The organism is Streptomyces sp. NPDC093568, from assembly GCF_044764945.1.
Taxonomy (GTDB): domain Bacteria; phylum Actinomycetota; class Actinomycetes; order Streptomycetales; family Streptomycetaceae; genus Streptomyces.
In genome coordinates, this window is sequence record NZ_JBIWJD010000004.1 from 20,896 (window position 1) to 41,187 (window position 20,292).

Sequence of the window (20,292 nt, forward strand, 5' to 3'; positions counted from 1 at the left end):
GGGTCCCGAGGCTGCCCGACGGCACGCCCGCTCGTGGGGTCCCGAGGCTGCCCGACGGCACCCCTGCGCACGGGATCCCGAGGTTTCCCGATGGCACCCCCGCGCACGGCGTCCCGAGGCTGCCCGACGGCACGCCCGCCCACGGCTTTCCGAGGTTTCCCGACGGGACTCCCGCGCAGGGCGTCCCGCGAGTGCCCGGTGGCACCCCCGCGCATGGTTTCCCGCGGCAGCCCGACGGCACCCCCGCCCACGGCTCCCCCCAGGCCCGCAGCAGTCACCCCGAGCAGCGTGAACCCGGTGGCGGCTGGGGTGAGTTGAGAGGGCGGGCCGGTGTCGCGTACGGGGCGGCCGGTGCTCCGCCGGCGACCGGCGTTCCGCTGCCGCGCCAGCGCCGGGCGCCGCGGTCCGAAGGGCCCCGGCAGGACTTCGTCGACGCCTTCGACGAGGACGTCGACGTCTTCGCGCCCCGTACGTCCGAGGCCGCGCACGCCGCCGACCCGTACGCCTCCGTCACCGACTGGGACACCAAGCCCGGCGTCGCCACCGACCCGTACGACGAGGACGCCCCGCCGACCGGTGAGCCCGTGGCGGCGCAGGGCGGCAAGGGGCGGACCTTCACCGGTATCGCCGCCGCCGCCGTCGTCACCGTGCTGGCCGTCGTCGTCGCCGGGCAGGTCGCCGAGGGCCGGGACGACAACGACGTACAGTCGCAGTCCGCCACCGATCAGGGCCCGGACGCCCGGGACTCGGCCACGGACGGGGACGGGGACGGGCAGCCGACGCCGTCCGGTGGGAAGGGCGCGGTGCCGCTGACGTACGACCAGAAGATGGGCGTGACGTACCCGCTGAGCGCCACCCTGAAGGGCTCGGGGAAGTTCGACGCGGTCCAGGGGATCGACAAGGCGCCCGGCAAGGGGCAGAAGTTCACCTATCGGGTGGACGTGGAGAAGGGGCTCGGGCTGGACGGCGAGCTGTTCGCGCAGGCCGTGCAGAAGACGCTGAACGACGACCGGAGCTGGGCGCACAACGGCGCCCGTACCTTCGAGCGCATCTACACCGGCAAGCCCGACTTCGTGATCACGCTGGCCAGCCCCGGGACCACGGCCGACTGGTGCGCCAAGTCCGGTCTGGACACCACCGTCGACAACGTCTCGTGCGACTCCGCCGCCACCGAACGCGTGATGATCAACGCCTACAGATGGGCGCAGGGGTCGGAGACGTACGGCGACAAGATCCACGAATACCGTCAGATGCTGATCAACCACGAGGTCGGCCACCGGCTCGGCTTCGGCCATGTCACCTGCGACAAGGACGGCGAGCTCGCCCCGGTCATGCAGCAGCAGACCAAGTTCCTGGACCACAACGGGATCCACTGCCGGCCCAACGCCTGGGCGTTTCCCGGTAGTTGACGGGTGACTCTCATGTCACATTGACATGTGCAGCGAGATCGTCCATATTTCTGCACATGTCGTCCCGTCACGCCTCCTCTCGCGCCGCCATCGAGCTGGCGCTCATCGGCGTGACCGCGCTCTGCGTGGCCGACATTCACTGTCGCTGACGCTCGCCCTCGGCGTTCGCGTCTCGATCTCCTTTACGCCCGCGCTCATGTGACCCCGTGGTCCCGTGATGCCGTCGCGGGTGTCCGACGACCCGGCGCCGGGGCAGACGTCTGCTCATCCTCGTCTCACTCCGCGTCACTCTGTCTCGCCATTCGATATGCGCGGCGGGATCCACCAATCCGAGAGGTCGTCTCCGATGCGTCAACCGTCCGTCATAGCGCGCCGCGTGGCCGCGGCAACCGTCAGCCTGGTCGTGGCAGCGGGCGCCGCCGCCTGCGGGCCTGAGGACAACGATGCCAAGAGCGCCGGCGGCGACTCCACGCCCCACAAGGGCGGCACGCTCACGGTCCTGAACTCCAACCCCCAGCAGGACTTCGATCCCGCCCGTCTGTACACCTCGGGCGGCGGCAACGTCCCTTCCCTCGTCTTCCGTACCCTCACCACCCGCAACCGGGAGGACGGCGAGGCCGGCGCCGAGGTCGTCCCCGACCTGGCCACCGACACCGGGCGCCCGAACAAGGACGCCACCGTGTGGACGTACACCCTCAAGGAGGGTCTGAAGTACGAGGACGGCAAGCCGATCACCTCGGCCGACATCAAGTACGGCATCGAGCGCTCCTTCGCCCCCGAACTGTCCGGTGGCGCCCCGTACCTGAGGGACTGGCTGGTCGGCGCCGCCGACTACCAGGGGCCGTACAAGGACAAGAAGGGCCTGTCGGCGATCGAGACGCCGGACGCGCGGACCATCGTCTTCCACCTGAACAAGCCCGAGGGCGAGTTCCCGTACCTCGCCACCCAGACGCAGTTCACGCCCGTCCCGAAGGACAAGGACACCGGCACCAAGTACGAGCAGCACCCGGTCTCCTCGGGGCCGTACAAGGTCGTGAGCAACGAGAACGACGGTGAGCGGCTCGTCCTGGAGCGCAACACGTACTGGTCCGCCGCGACGGACGCCGAGCGCAAGGCCTACCCCGACAAGGTCGACGTACGGTCCGGGCTCGACTCCTCCGTGATCAACCAGCGGCTCTCCGCGTCCCAGGGCGCGGACGCCGCGGCGGTCACCACGGACACCAACCTCGGGCCGGCCGAGCTGGCCAAGGTGAGCGGCGACAAGGAGCTCGCGGCCCGCGTCGGTACCGGGCACTTCGGTTACACCAACTACATCGCGTTCAACCCGACGATCAAGCCGTTCGACAACGCCAAGGTGCGCCAGGCGATCTCGTACGCCCTCGACCGGTCCTCCGTGGTCAACGCCGCGGGTGGCTCCGCGCTGGCCGAGCCCGCCACCACCTTCCTGCCGAACCAGAAGTCCTTCGGCTACACGCCGTACGACCACTTCCCGGCGGGCAAGACCGGTGATCCGGTCAAGGCGAAGGAACTGCTGAAGGAGGCCGGTCACGCCGACGGGCTGACCGTCACCCTGACCCACTCCAACGCCAAGGACTTCGAGACCAGCCCCGAGATCGCGACCGCGATCCAGGACGCCCTGAAGAAGGCCGGCATCACGGTCAAGCTCCAGGGCCTGGAGGAGAACGACTACTCCGACAAGATCCACAACGTGAAGACCGAGCCCGGGTTCTTCCTCGCCCACTGGGGTGCCGACTGGCCCTCCGGCGGTCCCTTCCTCGCCCCGATCTTCGACGGCCGGCAGATCGTCAAGGACGGCGCGAACTTCAACACCGGCCTCCTCGACGACAAGTCCGTCAACGCCGAGATCGACGCGATCAACAAGTTGACGGACCTCGACGCCGCCGCCGAGCGGTGGGGCGCGCTGGACAAGAAGATCGGCGAGCAGGCGCTGACCGTGCCGCTGTTCCACCCCGTCTACAAGCGGCTGTTCGGCAAGGACATCAAGAACGTCGTGATCAGCGACTGGACCGGTGTCCTGGACATCTCCCAGGTCGCGGTGAAGTAGCGCCGTGAGCGAGGCAGTTCTCGCCGTCGAGGCTCCCGGGGTGTCTGTCGCCCCGGGAGCCTCGGGGGCCCGTCAGTTCTGGCGGCGGCTGCGGACGCAGCGCGCCGCCCTCGTCGCGGCGGCCGTCGTCGCGCTGCTCGTCCTGGTCGCGCTCGCCGCGCCGCTGCTCACCGCGATCGAGGGCCAGGACCCGACTACCTATCACCCCTCGCTGGTGGACTCCGCGCGCGGCGGAGTGCCCATCGGCTCCTTCGGCGGGATCAGCGGGGACCACTGGCTCGGCGTCGAACCACAGACCGGGCGCGACCTGTTCGCCCGGCTCGTGTACGGCGCCCGGGTCTCCCTCGGGGTCGCGCTCGCCGCGACCGTCGTGCAGGTCACCATCGGCGTCGTCGTGGGCGTCGCGTCGGCGCTCGGCAGCCGCTGGGTCGACCAGGTGCTGAGCCGGTTCACCGACGTCATCGTGGCGCTGCCGCTGATGATCATGGCGCTTGCGCTGCTCGCGATCGTGCCGTCGAGCTTTCCGCGGCCGGTGCTGGTGGCCCTCGTCATCGGGCTGATCGCGTGGGGCAACATCGCGAAGATCGTGCGCGCCCAGACGCTCACCCTCAAGGGGCTCGACTACGTCGCCGCCGCCCGGCTCAGCGGCTGGGGCACCTGGCGGATCGCCCGCCGTGAGCTGCTGCCGGGCATCGCCGCGCCGGTCATCACCTATGCGGCGCTGCTCGTCCCGACCAACATCACGGTCGAGGCCGCCCTGTCCTTCCTGGGCGTCGGCGTGAAGCCCCCGACCCCGTCCTGGGGACAGATGCTCACCGCGGCCGACGTCTGGTACCAGGCCGCCCCGCAGTACCTGCTGCTGCCCGCCGGCGCGCTCTTCGTGACCGTCCTCGCCCTGACCGTCCTCGGCGACGGCGTGCGCACGGCGCTCGACCCTCGCGCGGCGTCCCGGCTGCGCGTCGGCACCGGCCGCAAGAGGGAGGCCAAGGCATGAGCGGCTTCCTCGTGCGGCGCGTGCTGGGCGCCGTCGTCACCCTGTTCGCCATCTCGGTGATCGTCTACGTCGTCTTCTACGTCACCCCCGGCAACGTCGCCCAGATCACCTGCGGCCCGCGCTGCTCGCCCGCCCAGGTGCAGCAGGTCGCCGAGCAACTCCACCTCGACGACCCGCTGTACGCGCGCTACTGGGACTTCCTCCAGGGCCTGGTCGCCGGCCAGGACTACTCGACGGGCACCTCGGTCCAGCACTGCTCGGCACCCTGCCTCGGGCTGTCGTACCAGAGCGACCAGCAGGTCACCGAGCTGATCCTCGCGAAGCTGCCGGTCAGCCTGTCGCTCGTGTTCGGCGCGATGGTGGTGTGGCTGATCCTCGGGGTCGGCACCGGCGTGCTGTCCGCATGGCGGCGCGGCCGTCTCACCGAGCGGCTGCTGACCGGCGTCACGCTCGCGGGCGTCGCGACCCCGGTCTTCGTCATCGGCCTGGTCCTGATGATCGTCGTCTGCGGGCAGCTGCAACTGCTGCCGTTCCCGCAGTACGTCGACTTCACCGACGACCCCGAGCAGTGGGCGTGGAACCTGCTGCTGCCCTGGCTCTCGCTCGCCCTGATCGAGGCCGCCGCGTTCGCCCGGCTGACGCGGGCGGCGATGCTGGAGACGCTGGCCGAGGACCACATCCGCACCTTCCGGGCCTACGGCGTCGGCGAGCGGTCGGTCATCGGGCGGCACGCGCTGCGCGGGGCCCTCGCGCCGGTCATCGCCCTGAACGCCAACAACTTCGGCAGCGCGGTCGGCGGGGCGGTGCTCACCGAGACGCTCTTCGGCCTGCCCGGCATCGGACAGGAACTGGTCCACGCCGTCAATGTCGTCGACCTCCCGGTCGTCGTCGGCATGGTCCTGGTCATCGGCTTCTTCGTGGTCGTCGCCAACGCCGTCGCGGACGTGCTGTACGCGGTGGCCGACCGACGGGTGGTACTGGCATGAGCCTCGTGGATGTCACCGACCTCACGGTCGAGTTCGGATCGCTGCGGGCCGTCGACGGGCTCTCCTTCCGGCTGGAGCCCGGCGCCGCCCTCGCGCTCGTCGGCGAGTCCGGCTCCGGCAAGTCCACGGTCGCCTCCGCCCTGCTCGGGCTGCACCACGGCACGGGCGCGAAGGTCGGCGGCTCGATCGACGTCGCCGGCGTCGACGTGCAGAAGGCGTCCGACGACGAACTGCGGCGGCTGCGCGGCGGAAAGGCCGCGATGGTGTTCCAGGACCCGCTGTCGTCCCTGGATCCCTACCACGCCGTCGGGGACCAGATCGCCGAGGTGTACCGCGTCCACACGCGTGCCTCGCGACGAGCGGCACGCGCGCGTGCCGTTCAGGTGCTGGACCGGGTCGGCATTCCGGACGCGGTACGGCGATCGCGTGCGCGGCCGCACGAGTTCAGCGGCGGCATGCGCCAACGCGCCCTCATCGCCATGGCGCTGGCCTGCGAGCCCGGCCTGCTGATCGCCGACGAGCCGACGACCGCGCTCGACGTGACCGTCCAGGCGCAGATCCTCGACCTGCTGCACACGCTGCGCGAGGAGACCGGCATGGGCCTCCTCCTCGTCACGCACGACGTCGGGGTCGCCGCCGAGAGCGTCGACGAGGTGCTGGTCATGCGGCACGGCAAGGCGGTCGAGCACGGCCGCGTCGACACCGTCCTCGGGGCGCCCTCGCAGGCGTACACCCAGGAGCTGCTCGCCGCCGTCCCGCGCGTGGACGCGTCGCGCCCGCCCGCGAAGGTGTCCGAGGAGGTCGTCCTGGAGGCGACGGGCCTCAGGCGGGAGTTCGGGCGCGGCAAACGGGCCTTCGCGGCCGTGGACGACGTGTCGCTCACGATCCACCGGGGCGAGACCCTCGGTGTCGTCGGCGAGAGCGGCAGCGGCAAGACGACGCTCGGGCGCATGCTGGTCGGCCTCCTGGAGCCCACGGCGGGGGAGATCCGGTACGACGGGCACGGGCGCGTGGGCGTGCGTCCCGCCGTGCAGATGGTCTTCCAGGACCCCGTCTCCTCCCTCAACCCCCGCCGGACCGTGGGCGAGTCGATCGCCGACCCGCTCCGCGCACGCGGCGAGACCGACGAGGGGCGCATCCGGGGGCGGGTGCGGGAACTGCTGGAGCGCGTGGGGCTCGAAGCGGCGCACTACGACCGCTATCCGCACGAGTTCAGCGGCGGCCAGCGCCAGCGCGTCGGCATCGCGCGGGCGCTCGCCGCCGACCCGCGCGTCATCGTCTGTGACGAACCAGTCTCCGCGCTCGACGTCACCACCCAGGCCCAGGTCGTCGCCCTGCTGGGCGAGTTGCAGCGGGAACTCGGCCTCGCCCTGGTCTTCGTCGCGCACGACCTGGCCGTCGTGCGCCAGGTCAGTGACCGGGTCGCGGTGATGCGCGGCGGGCGGATAGTCGAGTCCGGGCCCGCCGACGAGGTGTACGACAACCCGCAGGACCCGTACACCAAGCAGCTCCTGGCCGCCGTCCCGGCGCTCGACCCGCGGATCGCGGCCCAGCGGCGGGCCGCGCGGCGGGAGTTGGCCTCCGTGTGACCGTCCCGTCCGTTCCGGCAGTTCAGGTGTGACGATCCGTGCGCGTTTGATCTCCTAGCGCGACGGAACGCGACCCGCACGGGAAAGTTACGACCGTTCACCCCTTTTGGTGGCGCGATGGACAACCGTCCGTCGCGCCACCGCCTTGTCCGCATACGTTCGTCCCGCTGCGAGCCGCCGGGGCAACGGCGGCTCCCCTTACGGGAGATCGGGGGTGTACTCGTGCGCATCGGACTGATTGCGGAGGGCGGCTATCCGTATGTGAGCGGAGACGCCAGGCTTTGGTGCGACCGGCTCGTGCGCGGGCTGGGACAGCACGAGTTCGACATCTACGCGCTCAGCCGCAGCGAGCGCCAGGAGGACGAGGGCTGGGTCCCCTTGCCGCCGCAGGTCAGCCGGGTGCGCACGGCGTCGCTGTGGACGGCCGAGGACGACATCTGGAGGGGTGGCCCGAAGGGCTTCGTCAGAAGGGCGGGGGTGGGCGACGGGTGGGGGTACGGGCGTCGCGCGCGCCGGCGGTTCGCCGAGCACTACGGCGAGTTGGCGGCGGTGCTCTGTGCCGGAGGCGCCCGGGAAGGGTCCGAAGGTGCCGAGGGGGCGTCGGCCACTGAGGCGGACCGTTTCGCCAGCGCGCTGTACGGGCTCGCCGAACTCGCCCGTGACGAGGGCGGTTTGGTGGGAGCGCTCCGCTCCGAGAACGCCGTGCGCGCCCTGGAGCGCGCCTGCCGGGCGCCCGGCGCCCTGCGGACGGCGCGTGAGGCGCGCGTACCCGATCTGCTGACCGTGGCGGCCCAGCTCGAACAGGCCCTGCGCCCCCTGTCGCTCGACTGGTACGAGGACGACGGTCTGGGCGCGGCCGACCTGTGCCACGCGACCTCCGGCGGCCCCGCGGCCCTGCCCGCCCTGCTCGCCCACCACTTCTGCGACGTACCGCTGCTGCTGACCGAGTACGGCGTCCGGCTGCGCACGCACTACCTGGCCGGCGCCGAATCCTCGCCCGCCGTACGCGCCCTGCTCGCCGCCTTCCACGGCAGGCTCGCCGCCGAGGCCTACGCGCGCGCCGCCCTCGTCACCGCGGGCAACGGCCACACCCGTCGCTGGCAGGAGCGCTGCGGCGCCGACCGCGAGAAGCTCCGCACGGTCTACCCCGGCATGGACGCCGTCCGCTTCGCCGAGGTCGGCGAGGGCCCGGAGTGCGCGGATCCGGACACGCTGGTCTGGGTCGGCCGCGTCGAACCCACCAAGGACCTGGTGTCGTTGCTGCACGCCTTCGCCGACGTCCGCAAGGAGGAGCCGAAGAGCCGTCTGCGCATCGTCGGCGCTCCCTGCGGCCCCGAGGGCGAGGCCTATCTCGGCCACTGCAGGGCGTTGGCCGCCCAGCTCTTCCCCGACGAGGCGGAGGGTCCGCACCGGGTCGGTGACAACCCGGTCTCCTTCGAGGAGATCGGCGCCCCGGACGTCCCGACCCTGGCCGACGCGTACGCCTCGGGCGCCGTGACCGTGCTGTCCAGCGTCGTCGAAGGCTTCCCCATCGGCCTGGTCGAGGCCATGTTCTGCGGGCGCGCGACGGTGTCCACCGACGTCGGCGCGGTGGTGGAGGTCATCGGCGGCACCGGGCTCGTCGTGCCGCCGCGCAATCCGCGGGCGCTCGCGGAAGCGTGCGTGGCGCTGCTGCGGGACGACGAGCGCCGTGCGCGCCTGGGTGCGGCAGCACGCGCGCGGGCGCTCGAACTCTTCGCCGTCGAGCAGAACGTCGCGGCATTTCACGGCATTTACCTGGAGATCGTCTCACGCACCCCGGTCCGCCGAGTCGTCCTCGACGAGTCCGGAGACCCCCTGCCCTTCGCCGTCCCCGCCGAGGCCCACGTCCCCGGCCGCTGGACCGACCGCACGACCCGCCTGGTCGCCCGCGGCGGCCCGCCCCGAACCCCGGGAGCACCGGTACGGGCCACCCCGTTCCCCGCGACCGAGGGGGCCCGATGAACGGCGTGGGAGGCCTGGACCGCCCTGAAGCCCCGACCGGCGCCGGGGCGTGGGACGAGCGGTCGGGGGAGTGGGTCGCCGACGTGAGGGAAGGGAACGGGACGGCCGCCCCGGCCGGCACTCCTCCCTCCGGACCCGCCGAGGCGCCGAGCGCGGCCCCCAGACCCGGCTCCCGGCCGAGCTCCCCCCGCCGAACGGGCGCCGACCCCGTGAAGGCCCTCATGCACCGCCACCGTGAGCTGTGCGAACGCGCGGTGGACCCCTTGGAGATCGCGGCCGGCCTGGAAGCCCACGGCGTCACCGACCGCACCGCGGCCCGCTTCCTCCACCGGGACGTCTTCTCCCTCGCCGAGGAGATGTACGCCCGGACACCCCGGGACGGCGAGACACCCCCCGCCGCCGCCCCACCCTTCCTCCCTCTTCCGGCGCGAGCCGGCTGGATCGTGCTGACGCTCCTCCCCGGAGCGCTCTGCGCGGCGGCGGTGGCCGGCCTGCACCTCACCCACGGCCGGTCCCGTCTGATCGTGGCCGCCGCCGGAGTCCTCGCCGTGACGCTCGCCCTGCGCGCGGCCCTGGCCCGCGGCCCCCTCGCGACCAAGCCCACCACCCGCCCGACCGCCACCCGGATCTGCTGGCTCATCGCTTACGCACTCCTCGGCGACGGCCTGCTGCGGGCCGCCCTCACCGGAGGCCCCGACTCCCACCCCTCCGGCGACCCCACGGGCCCCTGGCCCCTCGCCGTCGCCCCGGTCCTGGCCCTCGCCCTCTCCTGCGCTCCGGCGGCCTGGTGCGCCCACCTCCTGGCCGTACGGGCCCGCCACAGGCTCTCGGCCAGCCGGGCCCTGAAGGACTTCGCCAGCAGCGCCAAGCCCCTCCTCCTGGGCACCCTCGCCCTCTACCTGGCCGCCCTGACGGCCCTGCTCGCCCTGACCGCCACCGTGCTCGACGAGCCCGCCGCCTACCCCCAGACGCTCGCCCTTGGCGCGCTCCTGCTCCTCGCCCGCCTCCTCACCGCCCACGGCTTCACCCACGCCCCCGCCCTGGTCCTCACGGCCGCGGTGTCGGCGGAGGCAACGGCCCTGACGACCCTCTTCGCCGCCCGCCTCCCCGGCTGCGCCTGGCTGGCGACTCCCGTCCAGGCCCTGATCGACGCGGGGGGACCGGCGGCCATCCCCACCCTCGCCTGCGGCGCGGGCACCTTGACGCTCCTGCTGCACGCGATGCGCACGCTGACGCGGGCGTCGGCCCACACACCCCAGGACCAGCAGTGGTGAGGGGAGAGGTGAGGGCACAGGTGAGGGGAGAGCTGAGGGGGCAGCATCCGCGCCGCCCCTCCATCGCGTACGGCGGCAGGGGGACACCCGGCGGTGCGGCGCCGATCCGCGACGCCACCGCACGCACCGCACGCGCCCCCACCTCACCCGCACCGCCGCCGCAGGCAACCGCGCGCACCCCCACCCCTCATCCGTGCAGGCACCCCAAGGCAAAGGCACGCACCTCAGCCCCCCATGGACCTACCGAAACCCTCCTACTTGGAGCCCCCGAAGGAGACCCGCAAATGATCACCTCCCGACCCGATCACCCCTCGGCAACGGGAGCCGCCCGATGAGAGTCCTGCTGATCGGAGCCAACGGCTACCTGGGCCGCTTCGTAGCCGACCGCCTGCTGGCCGACCCCGCGGTCCAACTCACCGCACTGGGCCGCGGCGACGACGCCGACGTCCGCTTCGACCTCGCGTCCGGCAGCCCCGGTGCCCTCACCCGCTTCCTCGACGCGGTCCACCCCGGCGTGGTCATCAACTGTGCCGGCGCCACCAGGGGCGGTGCCCGCGAACTCACCCGCCACAACACCGTGGCCGTGGCCACCGTCTGCGAGGCCCTGCGCCGCAGCGGCTGCGGCGCCCGCCTCGTCCAGATCGGCTGCGGCGCCGAGTACGGTCCGAGCCAGCCCGGTTCCTCCACGGCCGAGGACGCCGTACCCCGCCCCGGCGGTCCCTACGGCGTCAGCAAACTCGCCGCCACGGAACTGGTCCTGGGCTCCGGCCTGGACGCCGTGGTCCTCCGCGTGTTCTCACCCGCGGGTCCGGGCACCCCTGCCGGCTCCCCGCTCGGCCGCCTCGCCGAGGCCATGCGCCGCGCGATGCAGTCGGGCGACGGCGAGCTCAAACTCACCGGTCTCGGCGCCCAACGCGACTTCGTCGACGTCCGTGACGTGGCCCGCGCCGTGCACGCCGCCTCGCTCTCCGCGGCGCAGGGGGTCATCAACATCGGCTCCGGCCGCGCGGTCCGCCTGCGCGACGCCGCCGCCGTCCTCGCCCGCGTGGCCGGCTACGGCGGCGCCCTGCACGAACTCGACGGCCCGCCCGGCCCGTTGCGGCCCTCCATCGGCCACCCGCGCACCGAGTCCGACCACGCGGTCCACGCGACGCACTCCGTCCACGCGTCGGCCCACGCGGTCCACGCGACCCATGCGGCCCACACCGCTCCCGTCGCATATCCGGACGGCTGCGGCAGCTGGCAGCAGGCCGACGTGCGCACCGCGCGCGACCGGCTCGGCTGGCGCCCCCGCATCAACCTCGAGGAGTCGCTGGGCGACATCTGGATGGAGGCGGCATGCCGTATCTGACCGGCGCCACGTCCACCAAGGCGAGCACCGCCCTGCGCACGGGCCTCGGCGTCCCCGGCTATGCCCACCCCCTCCTCGCCCCCAGCGAATGGGGCGAACTCACCCGCCCGGGCACCCCTGTGCACTGGGTCGTCCTCAACGTCGCCGACGGCCCCGGCACCCGCCCCGACCCGCACTGCCTCGAAGCCGCCGGCAGACTCAGCAACGCCGGCGTCCGTGTCCTCGGCACCCTCGACGCGGCCCGCCTCGACCGGGTCCACCTCGGCACGCCCCACGGCGCCCGCGTCTTCGGCGAACTCGTCTCCAAGGCACACCGCTACCTCGACTGGTACCGGGTCGACGGCTTCCTCCTGGACCGCTGCCCGACCGACGGCACGGCACTGCCCGAGGTCCAGCGCACCGTCACCGTCCTCCGGGGACTGCGTGACAAGGCCCACATAGTCCTGGGCCACGGCACCCATCCGCACCCCGGGTACGTCGAGTGCGGCGACCAGCTCGTCACCTTCTCCGGCTCCTGGAGCGACTACCGCTGGTCGCAGGTCGCGGAGTGGACGGCCGACTATCCGCCCGACCGCTTCTGCCACTTCGTCCACGGAGTGCCCGGCGGCCACCTCGACGAGGCACTGCGCATCGCCCGCTGGCAGGGGGCGGCGACGATCTGGTTCACCGACCACACGGACCGCGGTGGCCGAGCCGACCCCTGGGAGACCATGCCCGGCTACTGGGACGAAATCGTCTCGCGGATCGGAACAGGTGTCTCGGAATGAAAAAGGCCATGGCACTGTTACGGAGAGAACAACCGTAGTGATCGACCGACCAACGGAGTCCCCGTGTCGCTGCCACCCCTGGTCGAGCCGGCCGCCGAGCTCACCGTAGACGAGGTTCGCAGGTACTCCCGCCACCTGATCATCCCCGATGTCGGGATGGACGGGCAGAAGCGGCTGAAGAACGCCAAGGTGCTCTGTGTGGGCGCCGGCGGCCTGGGCTCGCCGGCTCTGATGTATCTGGCCGCCGCGGGCGTGGGCACGCTCGGCATCGTGGAGTTCGACGAGGTCGACGAGTCGAACCTCCAGCGCCAGATCATCCACAGCCAGTCCGACATCGGCCGCTCCAAGGCCGAGTCCGCCCGCGACAGCGTCAAGGGCATCAACCCGTACGTGAACGTGATCCTTCACGAGGAGCGGCTCGAGGCCGACAACGTGATGGACATCTTCAGCCAGTACGACCTGATCGTCGACGGCACCGACAACTTCGCGACCCGCTACCTGGTCAACGACGCCTGCGTGCTGCTGAACAAGCCGTACGTGTGGGGCTCGATCTACCGCTTCGACGGCCAGGCGTCCGTCTTCTGGTCCGAGCACGGTCCCTGCTACCGCTGCCTGTACCCGGAGCCCCCGCCGCCGGGCATGGTCCCCTCCTGCGCCGAGGGCGGCGTGCTGGGCGTGCTGTGCGCGTCCATCGGCTCCATCCAGGTCAACGAGGCCATCAAGCTGCTCGCGGGCATCGGTGAGCCGCTGGTCGGCCGCCTGATGATCTACGACGCCCTGGAGATGCAGTACCGCCAGGTCAAGGTCCGCAAGGACCCGAACTGCGCGGTGTGCGGCGAGAACCCGACCGTCACCGAGCTCATCGACTACGAGGCCTTCTGCGGCGTCGTCTCCGAGGAGGCCCAGGAGGCGGCCGCCGGCTCGACGATCACTCCGAAGCAGCTCAAGGAGTGGATCGACGACGGCGAGAACATCGACATCATCGACGTCCGCGAGATCAACGAGTACGAGATCGTCTCGATCCCCGGCGCCCGGCTGATCCCGAAGAACGAGTTCCTCATGGGCACCGCCCTGGAGAACCTCCCGCAGGACAAGAAGATCGTCTTGCACTGCAAGACGGGTGTCCGCAGTGCGGAAGTCCTCGCGGTCCTGAAGTCCGCGGGCTTCTCCGACGCCGTGCACGTCGGCGGCGGCGTGATCGGCTGGGTCAACCAGATCGAGCCGGACAAGCCGGTCTACTAGCCGCACCGGCCGGTCCACCCGGCGCTCGCCTTTCCGGAAGGGGCCCCGCACCACAGGTGCCGGGCCCCTTTCACTCGCCCCGGCCAGGGCTCTGGCCAGGGCCCCGGCCAAGGCCCCGATCAAGGCCCCGGCCAGGCCCCCGGCTAGGAGGCGCAGACCTTGCCGTCCTTCGGCACCGTCCCCTCCAGCAGATACGCGTTCACCGTGGAGTCGACGCAGTCGCTCCCCTTCCCGTACGCGGAGTGGCCCTCGCCCTTCCACGTGAGCACCACGCCGACGTGCTTGCCCAGTTCGTCGGCCATCCTCCGGGTGCCCTCGTAGGGCGTCGCCGGATCGCCGGTGTTGCCGACGAGCAGGATCGGTGCCGCACCCGGCGCACTGACCTCCGGGGTGTCGAACTGCCCGGCCACCGGCCAGTCGTGGCACCAGCCGGCCGTGTCCCAGCCGAGCATGGGGCCGAACACGGGCGAGACCTTCTCGAACCGCGGCAGCAGCTTCCTCGTCTCCTCGACCGTCGGCCGCTGCTTGTCGTCCAGGCACGATATGACCCGTTGCGAGTGGCTTCCCGTGCCGTAGTGCCCGGATGAGTCGCGGTCGTTGTACTCGTCGGCGAGCGCCAGCAGCTCCGAGCCGTCTCCCCGCTCGGCCGCCGCCAGGGCGCCGGTCAGGGTCGGCCAGCTCGCCTCGCTGTAGAGCGGCCTGATCAGGCCGGTGAGCGCGAGTGTCTCCGTGAGCTTGCGGTCGGACGACGTGGGCAGTGGCTTCGCGTCGATCCGCTTCAGCAGGTCCACGACCTTGCGCGTGCCCTCTTCGGCTCCCTGGCCGGTGGACTCCAGGTAGTTGTTCAGCGCGCGCTGGAAGCCCCTGGCCTGGTTCTCGGCGTGCCCTGCCGAGTCGGCGGTGGGGTCGACGACCGCGTCCAGGATGACGCGCCCCACGGTCTTCGGGAACAAGTGGGCGTAGACACCGCCGAGTTCGGTGCCGTAGGAGATGCCGAAGTAGTGCATCTTCCGGTCGCCGAGGACCTGGCGCAGCAGGTCCATGTCGCGGGCGGTGTCGGTGGTCGACACATGCGCCATCAGCGTGCCGTCCGCCTTGTGGCAGCCCTGGCCGAAGGCGGCCGCGTCCCGGAAGTACGCCGTCTCCTCGGCCGGGGTGTCCGGCGTGATGTCCACGGACTCGGACGCCTGGATCTCCTTGTCGCCGCGGCAGCGCACCCCTTCACTGGCGCCCACCCCGCGAGGGTCCCAGCTCACCAGGTCGTACCGCTTGCCCAGTGCGGCCGCGCCGGTGGCGTACCACGGCATCGTGGACACGCCGGAGCTGCCGGGGCCGCCGAAGTTGAACAGGAGCGAGCCGATGCGGTCGTCGCCCGTGGCCTTGGTGCGGATCAGCGCCAGGTCGATCGTCGAGCCGCCTGGCTTCCCCCAGTCCAGCGGCGCCTTGAGCGTGGCGCACTGCCACTCCTCGCCCGGCGCGGGGGAGTCCTCCGCCCCTTCGCAGGGTCCCCAGTCGAGCTTCTGCGAGGTCAGCGAGGACGGCAGTGGCTTCGTCGGGCCGGCGGCGGCCGCCGACGAGTCCGTGCCGCTCGGCCGGCCACCGGTCGCCGTGCCGTCCGACGAGCCGCCACTGCAGCCCGACGCCAGCAGCGCGGCGGCGGCCGCCACGGCCGACCACTGTACGAATCGCGTCATCTCGCTCCCCCTCGCTGGCCCTCCACGCTGTGCCGAGGAAGGCGGTCTGGCCATAGTAGGCGGATCACGAAACAGCCGTGGCAGCCTGTGGATAACTCTCTGACCTGCGGATTCATACCTCCCCGAGCCGAGTTGAGATTCATACCTCCCCAAGCCGGGTTCAGGAGCACACCGTGCCCGCCGCCGGCACCTTCCCGTCCAGCAGATAGCCGTTCACCGCGTCCTGCACGCACCTGTTCTTGCTGTCGTACGCGCCGTGCCCCTGCCCCTTGTACGTCAGCTCGACGCCGACCCCCTTGCCCAGCGCCCGCGCCATCCTCCGCGCGCCTTCGTACGGTGTGGCCGGGTCGCCCGTGTTGCCCACGACGAGGATCGGCGCCGAGCCGGGCGCGCCGACGTCGGGATGGTCGGCGGCGCCGGCCACGGCCCAGTCGGCGCAACTGAGCATGGACCAGGCGAGGAACTCGCCGAACAGGTTCGAGGCGGACCGGAACTCGGGCAGCTTCCGCTCCACGTACTCGGGTGTGTACCGAGCCTTGTCGTCGGCGCAGTTGATCGAGATGTTGGCGGCGTGGATGTTGCTGTACTCGCCGTTCTCGCTGCGCCCGTTCATCGAGTCGGACAGCAGCATGAGGATCCTGCCGTTGCCGTCGTAGGCCTCCTCCAGGCCCTGGGTGAGGAAGGGCCAGTAATCCTTCGAGTACAGCGCCTGCGCGATGCCGTTCGTCGCGCCCGACTGGGTCAGCTCGCGCGGGAAGATCCCCTCGATCGGCTTGCTGTCGAGGTCCTTCAGCAGTTTCGCGATGCGGTCCTTCACGTCCTGGGCGGTGTCGCCGATCGGGCAGTCCTCGACCTTGGAGGTGCAGTCGGCGGCGAAGTTGTCGAGCGCGAGCTGGAATCCCTTCGCCTGCCCGAGCGCTCCCTGCTCGGAGTTCTGCGTCGGGTCGACCACAGCGTCGAAGACGGCACGGCCCACGTTCCTGGGGAACAGATGGGCGTAGACGCCGCCGAGTTCGGTGCCGTAGGAGATGCCGAAGTAGTGCAGCTTGTCGTCGCCGAGGACCTGGCGCATCAGGTCCATGTCGCGGGCCGCGTCGGTGGTCGCCACGTGAGGCAGCATCTCCTTGGAGTTCTTCTCGCAGGCCGCGTTGAACTCCGTGGTGCCGTCCACCAGTTCCGTCCGCTCGGCCGCGTCGTCCGGTGTGGAGTCCTGCTGGAAGTAGGCGTCGAGCTGCTGGTCGTTCTCGCACAGCACGGGTTCGCTGCGGCCCACCCCGCGCGGGTCGAAGCTCACCAGGTCGTAGCGGGTGCGCAGCTTCTCGTACCCGTCGCCGAAGGCGGGCAGCGCGGTGACGCCCGAACCGCCGGGCCCACCGAAGTTGTAGATCAGCGAGCCGATGCGCCGGCTCTCCGGGCCGCTCGCCTTCACCCGTATCAGCTCGATGCCGATCGTGTCGCCCTTGGGGTCGTCCCAGTCGAGCGGTGCCTTCATGGTGGCGCACTGCCAGGTGCCGTTGCCCGGCAGCGGGGACGGGCTGCCCTGGCCGCCCTGCGCCTGGGAGGGGTCCGGGCAGTCCTTCCAGTTCAGTTCCTGGGCCGTCAGGTCCTCGTCACCGGAGTCGTCGTCGCTGCACCCCACCAGCAGACAGGGCAGCAGCAGGGCGATGGCGGTCAGGGCAGCTGCGCGCGTCCGTGGAGGCATCGGCATGGTCCCATCCTGCGGTCGTACGTGGTGGGGCGCTCGGGACACGGTCCGTACGAGGTACGGGGCCTCGGTGCCCCTCACTTGCGTGCCCTTACAACGTACGGCGCCCTGCTTGTCGTGCGACAAGGCCGCCTGTTTCTCCTACGCCGCCTGGTTTCTCCTACGCGCCTGGTTTCTCTTACGGCGGGACAACACGCCCGTACGACGGGAGGGCACGCCTGCACGACGGGACGGCACGCCTGTGACGTCGTCGGCTGCCGGTGGCGGGCGGGGTCCGCCGTTCGCCCTCTCGCGCTACAGGGCGCCCTTACGGGTCAGGTGGTTGAAGGCCAGCCAGCCCGGCAGCACCGGCAGCCACAGCGTGAGCAGCCGGAACAGCAGCACCGAGGGCGCGGCGACCTCACTCGGCAGGCCGACGGCGATCAGACCGACGGTCAGGGTCGCCTCGACGGCACCCACACCGCCCGGGGTGGGGGCCGCGGAGCCGAGCGCGTTGCCCGCCAGGAAGACGACGGCCACGCTGGCGATGCTGATCGAGGTGCCCTCGCTGCCGAACGCCCGGATCGACGCGTCCAGGCACATCACGAAGCAGGCGGTCAGCAGCAGCATGCCGCCGATGCCGGTGACCAGCTTCTGGGGCCGCTGGAGCACGTCCAGCATGCGCGGCACGACACCGGCGAACAGCGACCTCACGCGCGTGACGACGAACTTCCGCAGGAACGGCACCGACGTCACCACGAGCACCAGCACCGCCACCGTCAGCAGGCCCGCGATGACCGTCCGGGACGGCGACAGCGACGGCGTCTTCTCGGTGCCGGTCAGATAGCCGAAGGAGAGCAGCATCAGGATGTGGCAGCCGAGCCCGAACAGCTGCGACGCGCCCACGCTCGCCACCGCGAGCCCCGGCCGCACTCCCGAGCGCTGGAGGAAGCGCGTGTTCAGAGCCACTCCACCGACCGCGGCCGGCGCGACGATCTTCACGAACGACCCGGCGACCTGCGCCGCCACGGTCCGCCGGAACGGCACCCGCTCGGGCACGAACCCCAGCAGCGCCATGGCCGCCGCCACGTAGCTGGCCGCCGAGAACAGCACTGCCGCGGCCACCCAGCCCCACTGCGCGTTGGCGACGAGCGGGCCGAACTCGATGTGCGTGAGCTGCGTCAGCAGGAAGTACGCGCCGATGGCACCGGCGATGAAGCTGATCAGGGTGCGCGGTCGCACCCGCTCCAGACGGGCCGGCTCGACCGGGGCCTGCGGCCTGATCAGCAGCACCTCGTGGCGGATCAGCGTGAGCAGATCCTCCTCGCGGGCCTCCTCGAGCGCATCGTCGATGGCCCGCTTCTCGGCCCGCGCCTGCGCCCGTACGGTCTTCTTGTCCGGCTTGTCGAGTACGGCGCCGGAGTCCTCGGCGGCCTCCTCGCTGCGTGCGTGCTTCGCGTGCCGGGACGCCTCCAGCACCGCGTCGCGTTCGCGCTGGGCCCGCTCGCGCGCGAGTCTGCGCAGCGTCGCGCGCGTGGAGCGGCTCAGCGCGATGGGCTGGAGCATCGGCAGGCAGTCGGCCACGGCGTCGGGGCCGAGCACGCTCACCGCCGAGGCCACCGCGCGCTCGGCGCCGACCCGCAGTCCGAGGGTCACCAGCAGCTGGGAGATGTCCATCCGCAGCAGCAGAGTGTTGGCGGCGATCTCGCCGATGCGCAGGTCGGTGATGATCACCTTGCCGGAACGATCCACCAGAATCGCGTCACCCACCAGCCTGCGGTGCGCGATGCGCCGCGACTGCAACGCCTTGACCTGGCGCCAGGTGCCGTGCAGCAGGTCGTCGGTGATCTCCTTGTCCGACAGCGAGTCCAGGGTGTGGCCGCCGGTGTGCTCGTAGACCAGCATCACGGCGTCCGGGCCGAGCTCGGAGGTGGCGATCAGCTTGGGCGCGTTGGCGCCGGCCGCGATGGCCGCGTAGGCGAGCAGCGCCTCCTGCTCCAGCGCCTGCCGCAGCGACTGGAGACTGCTGCGGGTGGCGAAGCCGCGCAGCGTCAGATTGCGCCACGCGCGATAGAAGAAGCCCTGGGCCTGCTGCTCCCTGTCGACCACCGTCACATCGAGCGGGGGCCCCTCCTCCAGGGTGACGAAGTAACGCCGGCCGCGGTCGCCGCTCTCCTCGGAGACCTCCTCGCGGGCCGCGCTCACCGGGCGGAAGCCGACGTGCCTGAGGCCCGCCATCAGCGTCCGGCCCGTGGGGCGGACGTTGGGCGAGCCGACCGCGTACAGCGTGCCGTAGGCGACGGTCCAGCCGATCAGCAGCGTCAGGATGATCGAGAACGGCGTCGTGTAGCCGGTGACCAGCATCGAGAAGGCGTACAGCACCAGAACCGCCCACAGCACCGCACGCCAGCGGGGTCTGCGGGACATGCCCACGGCCGTCATGTACGCGATGACCGGGGCGAGATAGCCGTGCACAGGGTCGGTGAGGGAGCCGACGTCGCCGGGGGAGGGCTGGGTGAGCGCGTCCCGGATGGAATCGGGGGCGGCCCGCGCGACCCATAGGTCGGTGGCGAGCGTCACACCGTGGGCGAGGACGGCCGCGAGGACGCCGTCGGCGATGCGCAGCCCGTCCCGCTTGATCAGCCGCTCGATCGCGAAGGCGACGGGCACCAGCAGGATCGCGATGCTGGACACCAGCCCGGCCATCTTGCTGAACACGTCGGGCGCCTGTCCGGTGCCCTTGTTGATGTCCTGTTCCAGGCCCGAGGTGGTTCCGTGCGCGAACGCGGCGATCGCGAGCAGCAGCACGATGCCGAGCACGCCCACGAGGAGCCGCATGAGGTCGGACGGACGGTGCACGCGCGCGGGGAGCAGCGGTTCGTCGCCCTCCACCTCGTCGGCGGGGGTCTCGTCGAGTTCGAGGTCGCCGGTGGCCTTCCCCTCGACGGCCCTGCGGCCTGTGTCCGTGGCGCCGGCGTCCTTCCTGACCTCGCGCTTCGCGCTGTCGTCGGCCTCGCCGGCGGCCTTCTTGCCGGGGTCGGCGGTGCCAGGGCGCGACGAAGCGTCAGAGGTGCTCTCCGCGCCCTCCGGGTGCACACCCTGCTGCTTCATCGTCTCTTCTTGGTCTCGTATCACCAGTCACCGCCCGCACGATGGTGGCATGCTCCGCCGACACACGGGGGCATCAGGGTGCAAATGCGGGGGCGCACAGTCTGCCCGAAGCGCCGCCCCAGGGCGAGGGATACGCACAGTGG

The 20,292-nt window shown here is 71.6% G+C and carries 14 protein-coding genes; 11 read left to right on the plus strand and 3 right to left on the minus strand.

Annotated features, from left to right (window positions below):
* Positions 1 to 191: 191 nt before the first annotated feature.
* From ACIRD7_RS17575 to moeZ, 11 genes are all read left to right on the plus strand, one after another.
* Entirely contained in the window at positions 192 to 1,409 is a 1,218-nt protein-coding gene (locus ACIRD7_RS17575) for a DUF3152 domain-containing protein (RefSeq protein ID WP_403453912.1), read from the plus strand.
* Positions 1,410 to 1,465: 56 nt separating this feature from the next.
* Entirely contained in the window at positions 1,466 to 1,558 is a 93-nt protein-coding gene (locus ACIRD7_RS17580) for an Ms4533A family Cys-rich leader peptide (protein ID WP_393516614.1), read from the plus strand.
* A 197-nt stretch (positions 1,559 to 1,755) separates the two neighbouring features.
* A complete protein-coding gene (locus tag ACIRD7_RS17585) occupies positions 1,756 to 3,474 on the plus strand; it encodes an ABC transporter substrate-binding protein (RefSeq protein ID WP_403453914.1) in 1,719 nt (572 codons plus the stop codon).
* A 4-nt stretch (positions 3,475 to 3,478) separates the two neighbouring features.
* Entirely contained in the window at positions 3,479 to 4,468 is a 990-nt protein-coding gene (locus tag ACIRD7_RS17590; protein ID WP_403453916.1) for an ABC transporter permease, read from the plus strand.
* The gene (locus tag ACIRD7_RS17595; RefSeq protein WP_403453918.1) at positions 4,465 to 5,454 is read left to right on the plus strand and encodes an ABC transporter permease; all 990 of its coding nucleotides are present in this window, start codon (positions 4,465 to 4,467) and stop codon (positions 5,452 to 5,454) included. Before ACIRD7_RS17590 ends, ACIRD7_RS17595 begins: the two co-directional genes overlap by 4 nt.
* Positions 5,451 to 7,043: a dipeptide ABC transporter ATP-binding protein gene (locus tag ACIRD7_RS17600; RefSeq protein ID WP_403453921.1), complete on the plus strand. Its 1,593-nt coding sequence runs from the start codon at positions 5,451 to 5,453 to the stop codon at positions 7,041 to 7,043. Before ACIRD7_RS17595 ends, ACIRD7_RS17600 begins: the two co-directional genes overlap by 4 nt.
* 222 nt (positions 7,044 to 7,265) lie before the next feature.
* Positions 7,266 to 9,026, plus strand: coding sequence for a DUF3492 domain-containing protein (locus ACIRD7_RS17605; RefSeq protein ID WP_403453924.1), 1,761 nt, complete (start codon positions 7,266 to 7,268; stop codon positions 9,024 to 9,026).
* Entirely contained in the window at positions 9,023 to 10,300 is a 1,278-nt protein-coding gene (locus ACIRD7_RS17610; RefSeq protein WP_403453926.1) for a hypothetical protein, read from the plus strand. The genes ACIRD7_RS17605 and ACIRD7_RS17610 overlap by 4 nt, the downstream gene beginning before the upstream one ends.
* 331 nt (positions 10,301 to 10,631) lie before the next feature.
* Positions 10,632 to 11,651: an NAD-dependent epimerase/dehydratase gene (locus tag ACIRD7_RS17615; RefSeq protein WP_403453928.1), complete on the plus strand. Its 1,020-nt coding sequence runs from the start codon at positions 10,632 to 10,634 to the stop codon at positions 11,649 to 11,651.
* Positions 11,639 to 12,418: a spherulation-specific family 4 protein gene (locus ACIRD7_RS17620; RefSeq protein WP_403453930.1), complete on the plus strand. Its 780-nt coding sequence runs from the start codon at positions 11,639 to 11,641 to the stop codon at positions 12,416 to 12,418. The genes ACIRD7_RS17615 and ACIRD7_RS17620 overlap by 13 nt, the downstream gene beginning before the upstream one ends.
* Before the next feature lie 63 nt (positions 12,419 to 12,481).
* A complete protein-coding gene (gene moeZ, locus ACIRD7_RS17625) occupies positions 12,482 to 13,660 on the plus strand; it encodes an adenylyltransferase/sulfurtransferase MoeZ (RefSeq protein WP_403453932.1) in 1,179 nt (392 codons plus the stop codon).
* Between the two features lie 143 nt (positions 13,661 to 13,803).
* Here the strand turns inward: moeZ and ACIRD7_RS17630 are convergent, their stop codons facing one another.
* From ACIRD7_RS17630 to ACIRD7_RS17640, 3 genes are all read right to left on the minus strand, one after another.
* Positions 13,804 to 15,354, minus strand: coding sequence for an alpha/beta hydrolase (locus ACIRD7_RS17630; protein ID WP_403453934.1), 1,551 nt, complete (start codon positions 15,352 to 15,354; stop codon positions 13,804 to 13,806).
* A gap of 160 nt (positions 15,355 to 15,514) precedes the next feature.
* Positions 15,515 to 17,062, minus strand: coding sequence for an alpha/beta hydrolase (locus tag ACIRD7_RS17635; protein WP_403453936.1), 1,548 nt, complete (start codon positions 17,060 to 17,062; stop codon positions 15,515 to 15,517).
* A 291-nt stretch (positions 17,063 to 17,353) separates the two neighbouring features.
* Positions 17,354 to 20,149 carry a YbhN family protein gene (locus ACIRD7_RS17640; protein WP_403453938.1) on the minus strand — a complete coding sequence of 932 codons (2,796 nt, stop codon included), beginning with the start codon at positions 20,147 to 20,149 and terminating at the stop codon, positions 17,354 to 17,356.
* Positions 20,150 to 20,292: the final 143 nt, after the last annotated feature.